This is a genomic window from Rhodococcus sp. 14C212, from assembly GCF_011058195.1.
GTDB lineage: Bacteria > Actinomycetota > Actinomycetes > Mycobacteriales > Mycobacteriaceae > Rhodococcus > Rhodococcus aetherivorans.
The window spans coordinates 55,816-73,892 of sequence record NZ_JAALEH010000010.1; the positions used below are offsets into that span (position 1 = coordinate 55,816).

The 18,077-nt window shown below is 66.6% G+C and carries 13 protein-coding genes; 7 read left to right on the forward strand and 6 right to left on the reverse strand.

Annotation, left to right across the window (positions count from 1 at the left end; genetic code table 11):
* Positions 1-24 precede the first annotated feature (24 nt).
* Genes G6038_RS07400 through G6038_RS07410 form a run of 3 tightly spaced genes read left to right on the forward strand, consistent with a single transcriptional unit; the run spans position 25 to position 3,951 of the window.
* Positions 25-780: a hypothetical protein gene (locus G6038_RS07400; RefSeq protein ID WP_165037054.1), complete on the forward strand. Its 756-nt coding sequence runs from the start codon at positions 25-27 to the stop codon at positions 778-780.
* Entirely contained in the window at positions 777-2,186 is a 1,410-nt protein-coding gene (locus G6038_RS07405) for an O-antigen ligase family protein (protein ID WP_165037056.1), read from the forward strand. The genes G6038_RS07400 and G6038_RS07405 overlap by 4 nt, the downstream gene beginning before the upstream one ends.
* Before the next feature lie 37 nt (positions 2,187-2,223).
* Positions 2,224-3,951 carry a DUF4082 domain-containing protein gene (locus G6038_RS07410; protein WP_165037058.1) on the forward strand — a complete coding sequence of 576 codons (1,728 nt, stop codon included), beginning with the start codon at positions 2,224-2,226 and terminating at the stop codon, positions 3,949-3,951.
* Positions 3,952-3,967: 16 nt separating this feature from the next.
* On the opposite strand, the gene G6038_RS07415 is transcribed toward G6038_RS07410, so the two are convergent.
* Both G6038_RS07415 and G6038_RS07420 read right to left on the reverse strand, forming a co-directional pair.
* Complete coding sequence (locus G6038_RS07415; protein ID WP_165037060.1) at positions 3,968-4,825, reverse strand: glycosyltransferase; 858 nt, start codon at positions 4,823-4,825, stop codon at positions 3,968-3,970.
* Positions 4,818-6,557: a WecB/TagA/CpsF family glycosyltransferase gene (locus G6038_RS07420; RefSeq protein ID WP_165037061.1), complete on the reverse strand. Its 1,740-nt coding sequence runs from the start codon at positions 6,555-6,557 to the stop codon at positions 4,818-4,820. Before G6038_RS07420 ends, G6038_RS07415 begins: the two co-directional genes overlap by 8 nt.
* A gap of 533 nt (positions 6,558-7,090) precedes the next feature.
* Here G6038_RS07420 and G6038_RS07425 point away from each other — a divergent pair.
* Positions 7,091-8,014, forward strand: coding sequence for a GDP-L-fucose synthase (locus G6038_RS07425; RefSeq protein ID WP_165037106.1), 924 nt, complete (start codon positions 7,091-7,093; stop codon positions 8,012-8,014).
* A 10-nt stretch (positions 8,015-8,024) separates the two neighbouring features.
* Here G6038_RS07425 and gmd read toward each other — a convergent pair whose 3' ends face one another.
* Positions 8,025-9,062 (reverse strand): GDP-mannose 4,6-dehydratase, encoded by a 1,038-nt coding sequence (gmd, locus tag G6038_RS07430; protein WP_165037062.1) that lies wholly within the window; start codon positions 9,060-9,062, stop codon positions 8,025-8,027.
* Entirely contained in the window at positions 9,062-10,360 is a 1,299-nt protein-coding gene (locus G6038_RS07435) for a glycosyltransferase family 4 protein (RefSeq protein ID WP_346772767.1), read from the reverse strand. The genes gmd and G6038_RS07435 overlap by 1 nt, the downstream gene beginning before the upstream one ends.
* A 92-nt stretch (positions 10,361-10,452) precedes the next feature.
* Between G6038_RS07435 and G6038_RS07440 the strand changes: the two genes are divergently transcribed.
* From G6038_RS07440 to G6038_RS07450, 3 genes are all read left to right on the forward strand, one after another.
* Positions 10,453-11,115 carry a methyltransferase type 11 gene (locus tag G6038_RS07440; protein ID WP_165037064.1) on the forward strand — a complete coding sequence of 221 codons (663 nt, stop codon included), beginning with the start codon at positions 10,453-10,455 and terminating at the stop codon, positions 11,113-11,115.
* A 266-nt stretch (positions 11,116-11,381) separates the two neighbouring features.
* Positions 11,382-12,359, forward strand: coding sequence for a hypothetical protein (locus G6038_RS07445; RefSeq protein ID WP_165037065.1), 978 nt, complete (start codon positions 11,382-11,384; stop codon positions 12,357-12,359).
* A gap of 141 nt (positions 12,360-12,500) precedes the next feature.
* The gene (locus G6038_RS07450) at positions 12,501-13,400 is read left to right on the forward strand and encodes a glycosyltransferase family 2 protein (RefSeq protein WP_165037066.1); all 900 of its coding nucleotides are present in this window, start codon (positions 12,501-12,503) and stop codon (positions 13,398-13,400) included.
* A gap of 60 nt (positions 13,401-13,460) precedes the next feature.
* Here G6038_RS07450 and G6038_RS07455 read toward each other — a convergent pair whose 3' ends face one another.
* Positions 13,461-14,351 carry a MazG family protein gene (locus G6038_RS07455; protein WP_165037067.1) on the reverse strand — a complete coding sequence of 297 codons (891 nt, stop codon included), beginning with the start codon at positions 14,349-14,351 and terminating at the stop codon, positions 13,461-13,463.
* Positions 14,352-14,421: 70 nt separating this feature from the next.
* Positions 14,422-18,054 (reverse strand): transcription-repair coupling factor, encoded by a 3,633-nt coding sequence (gene mfd, locus G6038_RS07460; RefSeq protein WP_165037068.1) that lies wholly within the window; start codon positions 18,052-18,054, stop codon positions 14,422-14,424.
* Positions 18,055-18,077: the final 23 nt, after the last annotated feature.

Genomic DNA, 18,077 nt, shown 5'->3' on the forward strand with positions numbered 1-18,077 from the left:
ATCCGATGATGAGGGGGCATTGACATGGATCTGTTCGATGTCGTGCGGTCGTGCTTCCGCCGCTGGTATGTCGTACTTCCACTTCTGGCCATCACCGCGTGGTACAGCTACGGCGTCTACAGCTCCGTGAAACCGGTCTACTACGCAAGTGCGGTCATCGGCTTGGCTCCGCCGAGTGTCCGGCAGGATGCGCCCTCGACCGGCGGCGAGATCCGGCGGAACGGTCTCCTGGATGTCGGTGGAGCGTCACTGTTGGCGAATCTGACCGCACTCGGGCTGAGGGAACCGTCCGTGGTGGACCGGGTCGTGGCGGCCGGTGGCTTGTCCGATTACGGCGCGAAGGCATTCCCGACCCCATCTCCCAACCCGCAGCTGCCGCTGGTGTTCGTGGAGGAGACGGCGGCGGATCCTGCCGACGTGACGAAGACCTTGGAGCTTGTCGCCGCACAGGCCGAAGTGACGCTGCGGACCCTGCAGCAGCAAGCACGTGTACCCGAGGATCAGATGGTCACGTCCTTCGTCGTGACACCGCCCGGCGTCCCGACGGCCGCGATGCCCACCCGCACACGCTCGACCGTCGCGATCCTTGCCACCGGGGTCGGACTGTCGATCCTGTTCACCGTGTTGGTCGACGTTCTGCTGACGCGGCTGAAATCACGCAGGCAGACACAAGCCCAACCTCCGTCGGCGGCAGGTCCGCGCCCCGGTAGATCCTCGTACAACCCCGACGGCGAAGGCGGGCATGTGCCTGCAGACGACGGTGCCGTGGATGCCCGATGAAGACTACGGTCTTCGTTGCGCGCCGACGGCCGGGCGATCCCTTCGACGGTGCGGTCCGCGGTGCCGAACGGCGAGAACGCACTACGTGGTTTCTCGCCTTCCTGTGCCTGCTGATCCCCTGCCTGCCGGCCTTCGCCACCCTACCCGGCCCGCTCAAGAGCAACGGTTCACCCGCGCGGATGGCCGCGGTCATGCTGTTCGGCCTCGTTGTCCTCGGATTCCTGACGGTCCGGCGCACCTCAACTCGCCCCACGGTGAACCCTGGGGTGGTCGTCATGCTTCTGTTCTTCCTGCTGCTGACCCTGGTCTACGGAGTCGGGTTGCTCCGTACGGGCGATGCCCTGGTAGAAGCCAACAAGACCCGGGCGATCATTACCCTGGTCGCAAACGTGGGGGTGGCCCTCTACATTCTCGTGAGAATCGAGAGCACACGGCAGCGGACCATCCTCCTCGGCTGCCTCACCGTGGGTCTGGCATTCGCGTGTTCGGTCGGGCTACTCCAGAGTCTGACCTCGATCGATCTGCGATTCCTGTTCATGCCCCCGGGCTTCGTCGTGAACCTCGATCCGGAGTACCTGCAGTTCACCGAGCGGAGAGGCGCCGTGCGTGTTGTCGGTACCTCCGAGCACGCGATCGAATTCTCCGTTCTGGCGGCAGTGACCGTGCCGATGACCATCCACTTTGCGCGCTACGCCACGCATCGGAGCGCCCGCTGGGCTGCAGTCGCCACGTGCGGTGTGGCGTTGGTGTCCATGCCCGCCGCCATCTCCCGCACCGGCGTGCTCACTCTGCTCGCGTGCCTGCTCGTCTACATGTTCGCGTTCCAGGTTCGGCAGCTGATCCTGGCCGCCGTCGCCGGAGCGGCCGCGATCATGGGCTATGCCGTCGCCTTCCCGGAGACACTCGATGCGCTGTGGAGGACGATCACGGGTTCGGAGCAGGATGACAGTATCCTGACGCGGACAGCCGACTATGCCGCAGTGTCGCAGACCTTTCGCGAGAATCCTGTCTTCGGTGTCGGCCTCGGTGGAGCTCCTCCCAGCGCGTATCAATTGCTGGACAACGAGTGGCTACGGACGATCGTGCAGGGTGGTGTCGTAGGACTCGCCGCGATGATTCTGCTGACCGGAGGAGCAATCTTCGGCATCTCGGCGGGATTGCGCCGAGCCACATCACCCCGCGAACGCGATCAGGCCTACATGATGGGATCAGTGTTGGTGGGCATCCTGGTCTCCAGCACTACCTTCGACCTGTTCTTCTACCAGCAGGCAACCTTCATCTTCTTCATCGTGTTCGGCCTGCTGTGGTCCACCTTCAGCGTTTCGGTGCCGGAAATCGACTCGCCCGACCGACACGACGCAGAACGCGACATTTCCTCGCCCCAGGCGGACGACAGTGTTCGATAAGCGCCGGACAGCACGTTCCCTCGTCGCCCCGCTGCTCATGGCGGTGATTGTGCTCGCGGGATCGTGCATGCAAGGCTCCCCCGAGACGGCCGAACGTTCCGGCTCGCCGGCAGGAAGCCTGTGGTCCGACGAAACCGTCCCGGCGGTCTTCGGCGATCCCGCCGCTCCATCGATCGAAGTCGGCACCGAGTTCACGACGACGAGCGATGGAGTCGTCACCGCCGCGCGGTTCTATCAGGGACCGGAGGACACGGGCGCGGTCACCGCCACCTTGTGGTCGTCCGACGGCACCGCCCTGGGTACCGCCCCGATCACCGCCGGCCCGAGCGGCTGGCGGAACGTACCGTTCGACGCACCGATTCCGATACAAGCGCACGGGAGCTACGTGATCTCCTACCGCGCTTCGAATGGGCACTATCCGACGGAGCCGAACACCTTCGACCGGGGCGCAACCGTGAAGAGCGGATGGTTGACCGCGCGCGACGGACGGTTCACCTACGGCGAGGGAATCCCCGACCAGTCGGGAGACGGTGCCGCCTATTTCGTCGACGTCGTGTTCGAGCCGACGGGTCCGTCGCTGCGATCGGTCGACGGCGGTGAGGACTATTACGACACCTTCGAGAATTCGCTACCCACGTCGCCGGACTACTTTCCCCTCGCAGTATGGTTCGCGCGCGTGACTTCCCCCGAGGAGGCTGCCGCCGATCGGACCCTCGGACTCAATACCTATGTCGAACTGACCGAAGACAGCAACGTGCGGATGATTCGTGACAGCGGGATGTTCGCCCTTCCCAGCCGACCGGACCCGTTCGCGTCCGGTCAACTGACAACAGACGAGGCGGACATGTGGGCGGGTGCCGGAGATGCGCCGTGGACGGGTCGGATGCCTGACGATCGACCGATCTGCGTACCCGAACAAGCGAAGTGCGGTTACACGGTGATGTATGCGTTCAGGAGCAAGGTACCTTCGGGCGTCATGACTTTCACGAATTATGGCAAGGGCGTCACCTTCTGGGAACCCCGGGACGCAGCCGAGCGATTCGTCAACGACTTCCAGGATGTCGTATCCGCAGACAACTACTGGTTCACCGACGATACTATCTGCCAGGCCGACCAGGGCGGTGTCCTCACGACGGACGGGCAGGCCGACCTCTCCCCCGCGGAGTGTCAGCTGGCGGCCAATTACGGCGTGACAACACGATACGTCCGCTCCTTGGTCCAGCCGCGTGCGGCGATGCCGGTGTGGAACTTCGTGGAGGTGGGTCACCCCTTCGAGGAGGACACGGGCGGCACGATCACGGGCCCGCAGATTCGAGCCGCAGTCTGGAGCAGCATCATCAACGGCGCACGCGGCATCGTCTACTTCTCCCACAACTTCGGCGGGCCGTGCCTGTCGTACAACATCTTCCGGGACCGGTGCGGAGACGACATCCGCGACGACGTCAGGGCAGTCAACGATCAGATCAACCGACTGGCCCCAGTTCTCAATGCACCGTTCGTCGACGGATTTGCCAGATCCGACGGACCCGTCGATCTGGCTGTCAAGTATCACGAGGGAAGTCTCTACGTACTCGCCGGATCCACGCGGAACGAGGGCGGAGACGCCACGATCACCCTTGCATGCGGGAATGCGGACCAGGTGGAGGTCTTGGACGAAGGGCGGAGCATACCCGTCACCGGCAACACATTCCGCGACACATTCGACGACGGCAACGCCGTTCATCTTTATCGGATCGACCGGACTGCCGACTGCGACCTCCGGTAGCACCCTCATGAACCCTTCACCGATGCTCTCGACTGCTTTCGTCGCGCTCCCACGGCACGTTCGGATGCAGTGCACCCCGTCGGGCCACGAGCGCCACCGAGATGTACACCGCTGCATCCACAGCCGATCCAGGTCCCCGGATCGACCGCAGCACCGCGCGTGCGGTGGCCGGGCCGGTGCGGCGCACGCGGCTCCGGTCGGCGACGCGAGCTTCGGTGCCGCCCCGATGACTGCGACGCAGAATTGCGAGCAGACTTCCGACATCAGTGGGGGTCGTGACCACGGCCGGCTCCGTATGCACCACGGATTTCTCATCGGCGTCGAACAGAGAGTCGACGAAAAGATCGTCCCCCGTAAGATCCGGGAAGGATCCGAACCTCGCATGCCCCTCTCTGCTCAGGCCGTATACACCGGCACCCCACAGTATGGGCTCTCGCTGCGGAATCCGCTGCCGGGCACGGTAGTAGCTGCGGACCAGTGGACCGGAGCGGTCGAACGCGTAACGGAACTCGGGACGGGCGGCGAGCACGTCACCGCGGGCGAGTCGATCGAGGACGGCTAGTACCGCACCTGCCGAAATCCGGATGTCGGCGTCCAGGTACAGCCGAGGCCACATCGTGGCGATCCGGTCGCCGGTATTCAGTGCCGCGGTTTTGGACCCCTCCCGCAACTCGACGACGTGCACACCCGGGATACGTCGGGCCACCGCGGCGGTGTCGTCGGTACAGCCGTTGGGCACCACAATCAGCTCGATATATCCCTCGGTTGCAGCGTGGCTGAGCGGCAGGAGCGTCCGCTCGATCACCGCGGCTTCGTTGTACGCGGGAACGATCACTGCGCCGCGTCGGTGCGGTCCCGACAGTTGTTCAGCCATGTGAGGTCGCGTGCGGGAGATCTCGCCATTTCCTGCGGTTCAGCACAGCTGCGAGCGTACGTCGGCGCTCCCGGTCGTAGGAGCGCAGCGCTTCGGCCAGTGCCACAGCTCCGCGGAAAAGCACCGCGTACACGACTCCGTGGTGTCGTTTCACATATCGAATACGGTTCACGGCCATGAGCCGTGCGAGAGCAGGCGATGTCCCCGAGCCTCCCTGACGGTGTTGCACTACCGCCGACGGCTCGAACCGAACCAAATGACCGCTCTCGCGGATGCGACGGAAGTAGTCCGTCTCCTCGGAATAGAGAAAGAACTCCTCGTTCCAGGGGCCTACCTCGTGCGCCACCGGGGCTCGAATGAGCAAGGCGGCTCCGGTTGCCCAGTCCACATCGTGCGCTTCGAGGTAATCCGTTGGAAAGTAATCGATTTCGGAAAGCAAGGACGGCCTCTTACGAAGTCTGCGGCCGAGCAATGCGTCCCCGATCGCACGCGAGAGCGAGGGCTCGCGTCGAATCGAGTTGTAGACTGCGCCGTCCGCGTCGAGAATGAGCGGTACCACGGCCCCTATTCGGTCGTCGCCGCTGAGCGAGGTCCTCAAGCGGGTCACCGCTCCCGGGGCCAACGACAGATCAGGATTGAGTATCAGCACGGCCTCGCACGGCTCCACGAACGGCATCGCCGCATTGATGCCACCGGCATAGCCGAGATTCCCCCCGGCCTCGACCAACGTGATGTCGGTGTGCGAGCGCACTACATCGGTTGTGCCGTCGGACGACTGGTTGTCGACGACAACGACGCGGATCGACTGGTCGCGAGCAGCGATACGCAGGTCGTCGATCAGCCCGGGCAGGTCGGACGCACTGTTGTACGTCACAACCACCACGGCGACGGCAGCCCGCCGTCGGGGCCCCACGAAGGTGCCGCGTCCCGCACTCCTATCGGGATGCGCCATCGCTGCTTCGTGCTGGAGGGTCGGGTCTCGGCGCATCAGACGCAGCAATTCCGGCGGATCGTGCACGAGATAGCGACGGCTCAACCGTCGTGGCTCCAACATCAGTCGCCACGTCCACTCGAAGCCGTGGTCCGCCATCCACCTCGGCGCCCGGCTCACGCGGCCGGCGAGGAAGTCCACCACGGCACCGAACGCGAGCAGCACCCGCGCTCCGGTGTCCGGGCCGAATCGCGCAATCCAATTCTCCTGCAGAGGCTTTCCCAACCCTACAATCAGGATTTCCACCTCGGCCGAACGGATGTCGGCGGCGATTCCCGCCGACGTTCGAGAGTCGAGTATCTCGGATCGCGCCGGCGCCCAGGTACCCGCGATCTGCAGGGCGGGAAGGCGCGTCCTCAGCGTTGTGCGGAGGTGCTCGTGTGTCTCGGCGGTCCCGCCGAGAAACCCCACCCGCGTGCCGTGTTTCGCCGCGTACTCCAGAATCGGCCAGATCAGGTCGCTGCCCGAGAGCTTCGGCCAAGGCCGACCGCTGAGCGCCTCGGCTTTCCGGACGAGCGGCACTCCGTCGAGCAGTGTGAGCCAGCGCAGCCCCCTGGACGGCTCTCCGATGGAAACCGCCGGTGGACGGTCCGTCCAGAAGCTGTCGTGTTCGAAGTGATGGAGATGGTCGAGGTTGGCCGATGCCACGGCGAGCGGGTCCGGTAAGCGGAGCGCATCGACGATCAGGGCCATCGCGAGCTCTCGATCGACCAGATCGATCGGAACGGCCTCCACAACCATTCGAGGCCACGGCGTCGGGCATGGGTGCGCCGGACCGCGCAGGTCTCGCTGTCCGTGATCCCAACTCGTCCCACCCAACTCGCACCCCTCGAGGCGTCGTTGTTCCGTCGCATCCTACCCGAGCTGCATGTAGTTCGGGCCCGATACGTGCCTGCGCGACCAGGTCGGACGACGCGGTGACCTCGCCGGCACGTGCCGGCCTTGTCGCGTTCCGTCGGCTCGGTCGCAGTCCTGCCCTTACACCGGGCACGCGCTGAAAATCTCCGCTCGTCGACGAACGAGCGGTGGTAACCTTCGACCCGGTACCGGTTCCGGGTCGAGGTGATCGGTTGGAGGAGTTGCGGTGCGTGCATGTGCCACCCTCTCCCGGACATCACCGGAGCGTTCGGGATCCCCACCGGAGGATCGAGGTGGCCGTGTCGGATACCGACCCCGCACGGGATAGCGTCCATGTCGATTTGTCCGATCGCGCCCCCCGCGTCGGAGGTCGTCATCCCGGGACGAGCTCTTACTCCCTCCCTCGAAGTACCCGGATCTACATCGCGGGTCACCGGGGACTGGTGGGATCGGCGCTGTGGCGCCACTTCGCAAAGCGCGGATTCGAGAATCTGATCGGACGTGGTTCGGCCGAATTGGATCTGCGCGACGCCCGCGCTACCGCAGAGTTCTTCGAGGCGACCCGCCCGCAGGTGGTGATCGCCGCAGCAGCACGGGTCGGCGGGATCGAAGCGAACGCTCGTCGACCCGCAGACTTCATCTCCGATAATGTGCGGATACAGGTGAACCTGCTGGACAGCGCCGTCGCGAGTGGCGTGAAGCGATTCCTCTTCCTGGGGTCGAGCTGCATCTACCCCAAGTTCGCAGAACAGCCGATTCGCGAAGAGGCACTCTTCACAGGTCCCTTGGAGGAGACGAACGAAAGCTACGCGGTCGCGAAGCTCGCCGGGATCGCGCACGTCACCGCCATCCGCCGCCAGCACGGCCTGCCCTACATCAGCGCGATGCCCACGAACCTCTACGGTCCGGGCGACAACTTCAGCCCGCACGACAGCCACGTCCTGCCCGCCATGATCCGTCGCCTCCATGACGCGGCACGGGACAGCGCTCCGCATGCAACGTGCTGGGGCACGGGCCGGCCCCAGCGCGAGTTCATGTATGTCGACGACTTCGCGGATGCCTGCCACTTCCTGCTGGACCACTACGACGACTGCCGGCCTGTCAATGTGGGCACTGGTAGTGACATAACGATCGCCGAGATCGCGCACCTTGTCGCCGGGGTGGTCGGCTACCGCGGGGAGATTCGGTGGGATCCGTCGAAGCCGGACGGAACCCCGCGTAAATTGCTCGACGTCCGACGCCTCACGGAACTCGGATGGACCGCGAAGACCCCGCTCGAGGAGGGCGTCCGCATGACATATGAGTGGTTTGTCGCGCATCAGGGAACCTATCGCAGCTGATCCGGCAGGGTCAGTTCGACGAGGTGCCCCACCCCGGCAGCTCGGGTCTGTCGATCCGGTGACCGCCGCGAGATTCGAGTGCCGAGAGGTCGGCGTCCACCATGATCTTCACGAGTTGGGGAGTGCGCACCTGAGGATTCCAGCCGAGGATCGCTCCGGCCTTCGTTGCGTCGCCGATCACCGAGTCGACCTCCGCGGGGCGAAGGTAGCGTTCGTCGAATCGCACGTACTTCTCCCAGTCGAGACCGGCGTGGTCGAACGCGAGGGCAAGGAATTCGCGCACGGAATAGCCTTCTCCCGTCGCCAGCACGTAGTCGTCCGGGGTATCGGCCTGCATCATCCGCCACATCCCCTCGACGTATTCGGGTGCGTAACCCCAGTCACGGACTGCGTCGACGTTGCCCATGTACAGATGCCGATCCAGGCCGGCCCGGATGCGAGCCACCGCACGCGTGATCTTTCGCGTGACGAAGGTTTCCCCCCGTCTGGGTGATTCGTGGTTGAACAGGATGCCGTTGACTGTGAAGAGACCATATGCCTCCCGGTAGTTGCGTGCCGTCCAGTAGGCGAATACCTTGGCGGTGCCGTACGGCGAGCGGGGATGGAACGGCGTGTCCTCATTCTGCGGCGGCGGCGATGCGCCGAACATCTCCGAACTCGACGCTTGGTAGAAGCGGCAGTCGAGTCCGATCTGGTGAATCGTCTCGAGCAGCCGAATGGTTCCGAGTGCTGTTGTTTCGGCGGTGTATTCCGGCTCGTCGAAGCTCACGCGAACGTGTGACTGCGCCGCCAGGTGGTATACCTCGTCGGGACGAATCTCCGACAGCAGCGCCGTGAGCCGTGCCCCGTCGAGGAGTTCTCCGTAGTGCAGGAACAACCTCGCGCCGGGTACGTGAGAGTCCACATACAGATGTTCGATCCGGTGGGTGTTGAACGTCGAGGCACGGCGGATGACTCCGTGGACCTCGTAGCCCTTGTTCAGCAGCAACTCCGCGAGATAGGACCCGTCCTGTCCGGTTATGCCGGTCACGAGTGCGCGCTTGACCATCAGCGCGACCTCTGCCTGCGCGACTCGCGCACGAGATCCCGGATCCACTCCTCGTAGCGCTCCAGGGCCTCGTATGTGGACAAGGTTGTAGCGCAGTAACGACGTCCCTGCTCCCCCATGTGTGCGGCGAGCGCCCCGTCCGTGCCCAATCGGACCGCCTCACGGAGCAACAGGTCCGGCCGGTCGGCCGGGATACGGATACCGGCCCCTGATGCGGCGATCTCGGTCGCGGTGAATCCGTCCGCGTCGGTCGCCGCGAGGACAGGCTTGCCGGAGTTGAAATAGGACGTCAGCTTGCTGGGTACCGCCATCTGCGCGACGCCGGGTCGTTCGTTCACGAGAAGCACATCCGCGGCTCCGAGCGCCGAAGGAAAGTTCTCTTCTGTGACCGGAGCCAGGAACTGCAGTGTGGGGATCCCGGCGCCCGCAGCCTCCAGACGAACGCGCTGGTTGCCGTCACCGAGCAGGACGAACCGCACACGGCGGCCTTCGCGACCTGCCAGCCGGGCCGCCGCGACAACATTCTCCAAGCCCTGCTTGGTGCCCATGTTTCCGGCATGCAAGATCACCACCTCGTCGGAATCCCAGCCGTGTGCGGCACGGAATGCGGAACTGGCCGCGGGATCCGGTGGTGCGACATGGTTCCAGTTCCGGATCGTGCGTATTCTTCTGCGGTCGACGCCGAGGTGCTCCTCGAGGATCTGCGCGAATCCGTCGTGGATTACCACAATGCTGTCCGCCGACCGAAGGAATGCAGATTCCACCGCCTGTGCCACGGAGGCGGACAAGCCCGACAGCGCCGCCGCCTCCACGGCCCCCCGGCTGTAGAGGTCGTGGACGATGACGCCGATTGCAGGTCGCCGCCATGACAGCCGCGCGCGCACCACGGACAGTCCTGCCGCCAGCAATGGTGGACTCACACAGAGGACGACGTCGGGTCCGTTCCATCGCGCGAGCAGAAGCTGCAGCCCGAAGCTCATCTCCATCAACGCTCGACCGGCTGCCGTGGCACCCCGCGGGACGTGGTGACCGAAGCGACGAATACGAACGCGATCCTCGATTTCGTCGGATCGGAACCGGAAACCTCCGTCGAGGCGCTTCCATTGCGGATAATGAGGGAAACCGGTCAGAACTTCGACTTCGTGCCCGCGCGCGGCCAATCCGGACGCGAGAAGGGTCGTGTAGGGCGCGATCCCGGTCGGCTCGGGGGCGAAGTTGATGCCCAGGATCGCGATACGAACCTTCGGTCCGGTCATGAGAACCGAGCGTAGTACGCACGAACCACGCAAACGGCGCATCGAACCGGATCGAGATCGGCCCTGTCGTCGCACGGCGGTGATAGCATAGGCGTCTTGCGAACGTCGAGAGCCTGATCACCGGAGGGGGATCCGTGGCCGGCACCCAACTGCGACGCATACTTGTGGATTCTCCGACATCTTTGGGCGCCAGAACGAGGATGCGGCGTTGGCAGATGTTTCGTGAGGCATTCCCGGCGATCGAGAACATGCGGGTTCTGGATCTCGGCGGAACGATCGAGGCATGGCGCCGTGCCCCGGTCAGGCCCGAGCACGTTACGGTACTCAACCTCTTCGAGCCCGGTGAGTCCGACGACGGGCGGCTCGTTCCCGTCCTCGGTGATGCGTGCGATGCGACCCGCGTCCTTGCACAGGCGGACGTCGACTCCCGCTTCGACATCGTGTTCTCGAATTCACTCATCGAGCACGTGGGCGGACATGCCCGCAGAGCGGAGCTGGCGCGACAGGTCCGCCGCCTCGCGCCGCACTATTGGATTCAGACGCCGTATCGTTACTTCCCCCTCGAACCGCACTGGCTCTTTCCAGGAATGCAGTTCCTGCCTGCCGCTGCCCGAGTCGCTATCGCCGCACACTGGCCCTTGGTCCACACGAAGCCGGCGAACATCGACGAGGCGCGCAACGAGGTTCTGTGGACCGAACTGGTGAGCATCACAGAGATGCGCGACTACTTCCCCACGGCGACCATTCTGCGCGAACGGATACTGGGTGTCCCCAAATCGATCATCGCGGTGGGCTGACGGATGCCACGCCCGACCCCCGATTCGAACCGAAATCCTGGGGCGCTTTTCGACAGAGCGCTCCGTCCGAGTCGAAGATTCGACGGCAAGGCCGGAGGTAGCATCGAAATGGAACAGGTCCCGATGGCGATCCCGAACACGAATCGCCCGGTAGCGCAGCGCGGAGGACGTCCCGGATCGCTGCAATCGTGGTCCACAGACATCCGACGTGCTGCAGCCCCCGGGAGGGCGCGCTGCAGCCCCCGGGAGGGAAGGAAACACTCACGATGACGAAGTCCGCGACCATTCCGGGCCTGCGCGTCGGCGACCTGGTTGAGGTCCGAAGCGCCGAAGAGATCCTCGCGACGCTGGACGAGCAGGGCGAGCTCGAGAACCTGCCCTTCATGCCGGAGATGCTCGGGTTCTGCGGCCGTCGGCTGACCGTGCACAAGGTTGCGCACAAGCTCTGCGACACCATTTCGGGAAGCGGCATCCACAAGATGGACAATGCGGTCCACCTGACCGATTCGCGCTGTGACGGCTCCGCGCACGGGGGCTGCCAGACAGCGTGTTCCCTGTACTGGAAGGAAGCTTGGCTCAAACGCGTCGGCCCCGGAACGCCGACGTCGTCCGTCTCCGGCCGTATCGAGATTCCATTGCTCGAGGTCAACACCCGGAAGGAACCGGGACCGGACGGCCGACCACGCTATTCGTGCCAGGCTACCGAGTTGATGCGTGCCGCGCCGACGTGCCTGCCGTTCCGCGACCTCGGCCAGTATGTGACGGACGTGAAGACCGGAAACGCCGGTCCCATCGACTCGATCAAGGCCTTTCTCGTAAGCCTGTTCAATCGCCTGCAGGACGCCAGCAGGCGGCGGCTACCGCGCAAGCTGTGGTTCCGCGACGGGCTGCCCTGGGGCTTCGTCGCCGGCAAGGCGGTCGGAAGGACGCCGACCGCCCAGCTGAACCTCCAACGGGGCGAGATGGTACGCATCAAGACCAAGGACCAGATCATGTTGACGCTCAACGAAGATCGGTTGAACCGGGGCATGGGCTTCGAGGAAGAGATGGCCCGCTACTGCGGCCGCACGGCACGAGTGCAGGCCCGGGTCACCAGGTGTATAGATGAGAAGACCGGCGAGTTGCTGACCATGAAGAACCCCTGCATCGTGCTGGAGGACGTCGTCTGCAGCGGCGCGTACAACGCCAACTGCCCCCGCGAATTCGTGCCTTTCTGGCGGGAAATCTGGCTCGAACGTATCTGAGAGCCGGACTCGGTGTCCGGTCCACCGATTACCGGCCCGATCGAAGAAGCCGCCAGGCCTGTCGTCGCCCCGGCCCGAGCATTCCGTCCGAGGCGTGGAGGCGCGGTGTAATGCACGAGCCGAGCGACGAGGGGGTGCCCGATGGGCCACACCGACACGCTGGTGTCCATCGGGTTGCCCGTTCGAGACGGGGCGGATCGCCTCGAGGCCGTGGTGCAATCGGTGCTCGCCCAGGACCACACCGATATCGAACTCGTGATCTGCGATAATGCCTCCACCGACGGGACCGAGGAGCTGTGCCGCAGCCTGGCGGAGAAACACAGCCAGGTCGTCTACCACCGGCACCCCGTGAACGTGGGCCTGCTCAACAACTACATCAGCGCGCTCCGGCTGGCCACCGGCACCTTCTTTCGGTGGGTGGGCGATGACGACTGGCTTGCACCGCGCTGCATCTCCAGGGGTCTGGAGGCGTTCGCAGCCGACGACCGGCTGGTGCTGGTGACGAACCGAATCGAGTACACCGCTCCGGACGGCCTGACACGACTCAGCCCGTACCACGGCACGGCCCTCGCTTCCGACGATCCGGTTACGCGGTTCACCGCGATGCTGGGGATGCTGAACGAGGACATCCCACTGGTCGACCCTCTGTACAGCTTGATCCGACGCGAACCCGCGGTACGCATCGAGCGTCGGAACATGCTGCGCGAAGACGAGGTGTTCGCCGCCAAGCTGGCGCTTGCCGGGCCGTGGGGGCACGTGCCGGAGGTGCTGGCGCGACGGCACCTGACGCATGCGACACCGTCGATGCTGGCATGCAAGCTCGACGTACCGTCGTGGCAGGCGTACATCGCGACCACACTGGAGTGCCGGGAAATGGTGCGATCGCTGGCCGAGTACGACCTGAGCGCCGAGCAGCGGCGCAGGGCCCGGCGCGCGGTGGCTCAATTGTATGCACGGCGCCAGCAGGACTTGCTGATTCGGGTGGGCCGCAAGCTCGCGCGCATGACCCGCCAACGTGCAGGACGTCGCCAGGAAGGTTAGGCCGCGGGCGGCGGGCTGGCGCATCCTGCCGGGTCGGGCGACCCCGACCGGCATCGCCGCTCACGTCTGCGGCCAATACCTGCGCCAGTCGTCGCTCGACAATGGTTTTCGCTCGCCTCGCTCGGCTTCGGCGGCGTCTTCGGCTTTGCGGATCCGGCCGGCGAAAGCCACCACAGCGGTCCGCAGCGTCTGCTCGGCGCTGCCCTCACCGCAGATCCGTACCGAACGGAGCGATTCCGGTATCAGATCCGGCGGAAATCCCGCCTTGGCGCTGCGGGTCAGCACCTTCTCGGTCAGCGCCAGCGCCGGCTGTGCCATCGCGATGCCGTCCAGGCAGGAGGGCCGGGCCTTCTCCGCCGCCTTCGCCACCTCCCACGCCGCCTCCTGCTCGGCCACGTCGATCGGGCCGGTGTGACCGTTGGTCAGGTGTGGGCTGCGCAACGCGAGCTTGGTGACGAGCGTGTCGGCGACATCGTCGACGGTGAACGGGTCGGTGCCGGACTCCTGGGCGATCCGCGAGTGGAACAGCACCTGGAGCAACAGGTCTCCCAGTTCCTCGCGCAGGCCGTGCGGGTCACCTTCCTCGATCGCGTCGAGCAGTTCGTAGGTCTCCTCGAGCAGGTAGCGGCGCAGCGAATCGTGCGTCTGGGTGACCTCCCAGCCGCCGAATCCCCACAGCCGGTCCATCACGTCCACGGCACGCAGCAGGCGCTCGCCCGGCGCGGGCGGGGCGACGATCACGCGCTCGCCCCGCCGTATGCGTTCGCGCACCGCCGCGTGCCCGACGTCGACGGCCACCAACGTCTCGGCGTCGGATCCGGCTGTAGCGCCCAGCGTTTCACGCACCGCCGCGGGCACGTCGTCGGTACAGGCGAGCGGCCCGGTCAGCAGCGGAACCGCCTCGAGCGGCACCGATCCGGGCCGGTACGGGTCGAGCAGAATCACCGCCACGGCCCTCGCCTCACATTCCCCGTCGCTGCACTCGCCCCGGTCACCTTCCCCGTCGCTGCACTCGCCCCGGTCACACGCTCGCGACGGACGGCACCCGCACGTCCACCGAACCCTGCGCCTTGCCGTCGAGGGCGAGCAGGAAGTCCGCGATGTACTGCAGCAACTCGACGTCGCGCACCCGATCGGAGCCCACCCCACCGGTCCGCGGCAACGGCAGCTGCACAAGGCCGCTCGTGGCCCGGTACTGCGCCGCCGGGTAGAGCCGCTTGAGCCGCATCTGCTTCGAATCCGGCAGATGCATCGGCGAGATCTTCAGCTGGGTGCCGGAGACCGCGACCTCCTCGAGGGCGTACTCGCGACACAACAGGCGCAGCTTGGCCACCGACACCAGCCGGCCGACCTCCTCGGGCAGCGGGCCGTAGCGGTCGACGAGTTCCTCGACCACCGCGGCGATCGCGTCGTCGTCGTGCGCCGCGGCGAGCTTGCGGTAGGCCTCGAGCCGCAGCCGGTCGGAGGTCACGTAGTCCGGCGGGATGTGGGCGTCGACCGGCAGGTCCACGCGCACCTCCTTGGCGGCCTCCTCCGTGGCGACGGGCCGGCCGTCCGCGGCGGCCCGGAACGCCTCCACCGCCTCGCCGACGAGCCGCACGTACAGATCGAACCCGACGCCGGCGACGTGACCGGACTGCTCCGCGCCCAGCACGTTTCCCGCGCCGCGGATCTCGAGGTCCTTCATGGCCACGGCCATGCCCGCGCCGAGATCGGAGTTCTGGGAGATCGTGGCGAGCCGGTCGTACGCCGTCTCGGTCAGCGGCTTCTCCGGCGGGTACAGGAAGTACGCGTACCCTCGCTCGCGGGACCGGCCGACACGCCCGCGCAGCTGATGCAGCTGCGACAGGCCGAGCGAATCGGCACGTTCGACGACGAGCGTGTTGGCGTTGGAGATGTCGAGGCCCGTTTCGACGATGGTGGTGCACACCAGGACGTCGTACTCACGTTCCCAGAAGCCCTGCACGGTCTTCTCGAGGGTGTCCTCGTTCATCTGTCCGTGCGCCACCGCCACCCGCGCCTCGGGGACGAGATCACGAATCCGCTTGGCGGCCTTGTCGATCGAGCTGACCCGGTTGTGCACGTAGAACACCTGCCCGTCGCGCAGCAGCTCGCGGCGGATGGCGGCGGCGACCTGCTTGTCCGCGTAGGCGCCCACGTAGGTGAGCACCGGGTGCCGCTCCTCCGGCGGGGTGAGGATCGTCGACATCTCGCGGATGCCGGCCATGCTCATCTCCAGGGTGCGCGGAATCGGCGTCGCGGACATGGTCAGCACGTCGACGTGCGTGCGCAGCGCCTTGATGTGTTCCTTGTGCTCGACGCCGAATCGCTGCTCCTCGTCCACGATCACGAGGCCGAGGTCCTTCCAGCGCACGCCGGTCTGCAGCAGCCGGTGGGTGCCGACGACGACGTCGACCTCGCCGTCGGCGAGCGCAGCGATCGTCTCCTTCGACTCGGCGGGATCGGTGAAGCGGCTCAGGCCCTTGACGGTGACGGGGAACGACGCCATCCGCTCCGTGAAGGTCTGCAGGTGCTGCTGCGCCAGCAGTGTGGTGGGCACCAGCACCGCGACCTGCTTGCCGTCCTGCACGGCCTTGAACGCGGCGCGCACCGCGATCTCGGTCTTGCCGTAGCCGACGTCGCCGATGACGACGCGGTCCATCGGGACCGCCTTCTCCATGTCGGCCTTGACCTCGGAGATGACGGTGAGCTGATCCTGGGTCTCGGTGAACGCGAACGCGTCCTCCATTTCCTTCTGCCACGGGGTGTCCGGGGCGAACGCGTGCCCGGGCGCGGCCTGGCGCGCCGCGTACAGCTGCACCAGCTCCCCGGCGATCTCACGAACAGCCTTGCGCGCCTTGCGTTTCGTGTTGGCCCAGTCGGAGCCGCCGAGCTTGCTCAGGGCGGGCATCTCGCCGCCGACGTAGCGGGAGAGCTGATCGAGGGACTCCATCGGCACGAACAGCCGGTCACCCGGCTGCCCGCGTTTGCTCGGGGCGTACTCGATGACCAGGTACTCGCGGCGGGCACCGCCCACGGTCCGCTCCACCATCTCGACGAAACGACCGATGCCGTGCTGGTCGTGGACCACCATGTCCCCGGCGGTGAGCGCCAGTGGGTCGACCTGGTTGCGACGCTTGACCGGCGTGCGGCGCCCCTCGGCGGCGGCCACCCGGTTGCCCGTGAGGTCGGACTCGGTGACGAGCACCAGGCCGGGCACGTCCCCGCCGTCGCCCGGCAGGACCACGCCGTCGTGCAGCGCGCCGCACAGCACCCCCACCGTGCCGCGCACCGGCTCGGCGCCCGGATCGAGACGCGCGGCGGGCACGTCGTTCTCCTGCAGACGCTCGAGCACCCGCTGCCCGGTGCCGGCACCCGCGACGACGATCGCAGCCCGCCCGCCGGTGGTGACGTGCGCGCGCAGGTTCGCGAAGAGCATCGTCAGCAGTTCTTCCGAGCCGCGCACCTCCGGCACCGACTGCACGTCGAGCACGACCTCGGTGTCGGCGCCCGACGCCAGCGGGCTCAGCGTCCACCACGGCCGGCCGGCCGCCTCCGCGGTCTCCCGCACCCGGGTCAGCGACCGGTACGCCGACGCGGCCAGATCCACGCCCTTCATGTTGGCGGTGTCCAGCGGCGCGGCACCACCGAGCGAGGCCGCGGTCCACGACGCCTCGAGAAACTCCTGGCCGGTGCGCATCAGATCCGCCGCGCGGGTGCGCACCTTCTCCGGATCGCACAGCAACACGTGCGTGCCGGCCGGCACGACGTCGGTCAGCAACTGCAGCTCGCCCGTCTGCAGCACCGGCAGCAGCGCCTCCATGCCCTCGACCGGAATGCCGGAGGCCATCTTGTCGAGCATCTCCACCAGCGCCGCATCGGCCGGGTTGTCCTGCGCCAGCCGGGCCGCGCGCTCCTTGACCTGCTCGGTGAGCAGCAGCTCCCGGCAGGGCGGGGCGATGAGGGTGCCGACCTCGAGTTCGGGGATGGACCGCTGATCGGCGACGGAGAACGGGCGCAGCTCGGTGACCTCGTCGCCCCAGAACTCGACACGCACCGGATGGTCCGCGGTCGGCGGGAAGACGTCGAGGATGCCGCCGCGCACCGCGAACTCGCCGCGCTTGCCGACCATGTCGGCGCGGGTGTAGGCCAGCTCGACGAGCCGCTCGATCAGCCCGTCGAAGTCGTGCTCCGCGCCGACCCGCAGGGTGACGGGCTCGATGTCGCCCAGACGCGGAGCCATCGGCTGCACGAGCGAACGCACGGTCGCGACGATCACCCGCAGCTCGGGGCCGTAGTCGCGGTCCTCGGGGTGGGCGAGCCGGCGCAGCACCTGCAACCGGCGGCCGACGGTGTCGGCGCTGGGCGAGAGCCGCTCGTGCGGCAGCGTCTCCCACGACGGGAACTGCGCGACGACGTCGCCGAGCATCTCGTGCAGCTCGGCCGTCAGGTCGTCCGCCTCGCGGCCGGTCGCGGTCACCACGAGCAGCGGCGTCTTCGCGGCCAGTGCGGCGGCGACGAACGGCCGGGCCGACGGCGGGGCCACCAGGGCCTGTTCGGCGGTCCCGGCGAGGGCGGCCACACGTTCGAGCTGAGCGTCGGCCAGCGCGATCCGCGCCAATCCGGACAGGGGGGTGACGGACACGTCGGACACGGGAAGGGCGCTCCTGGGTTCGA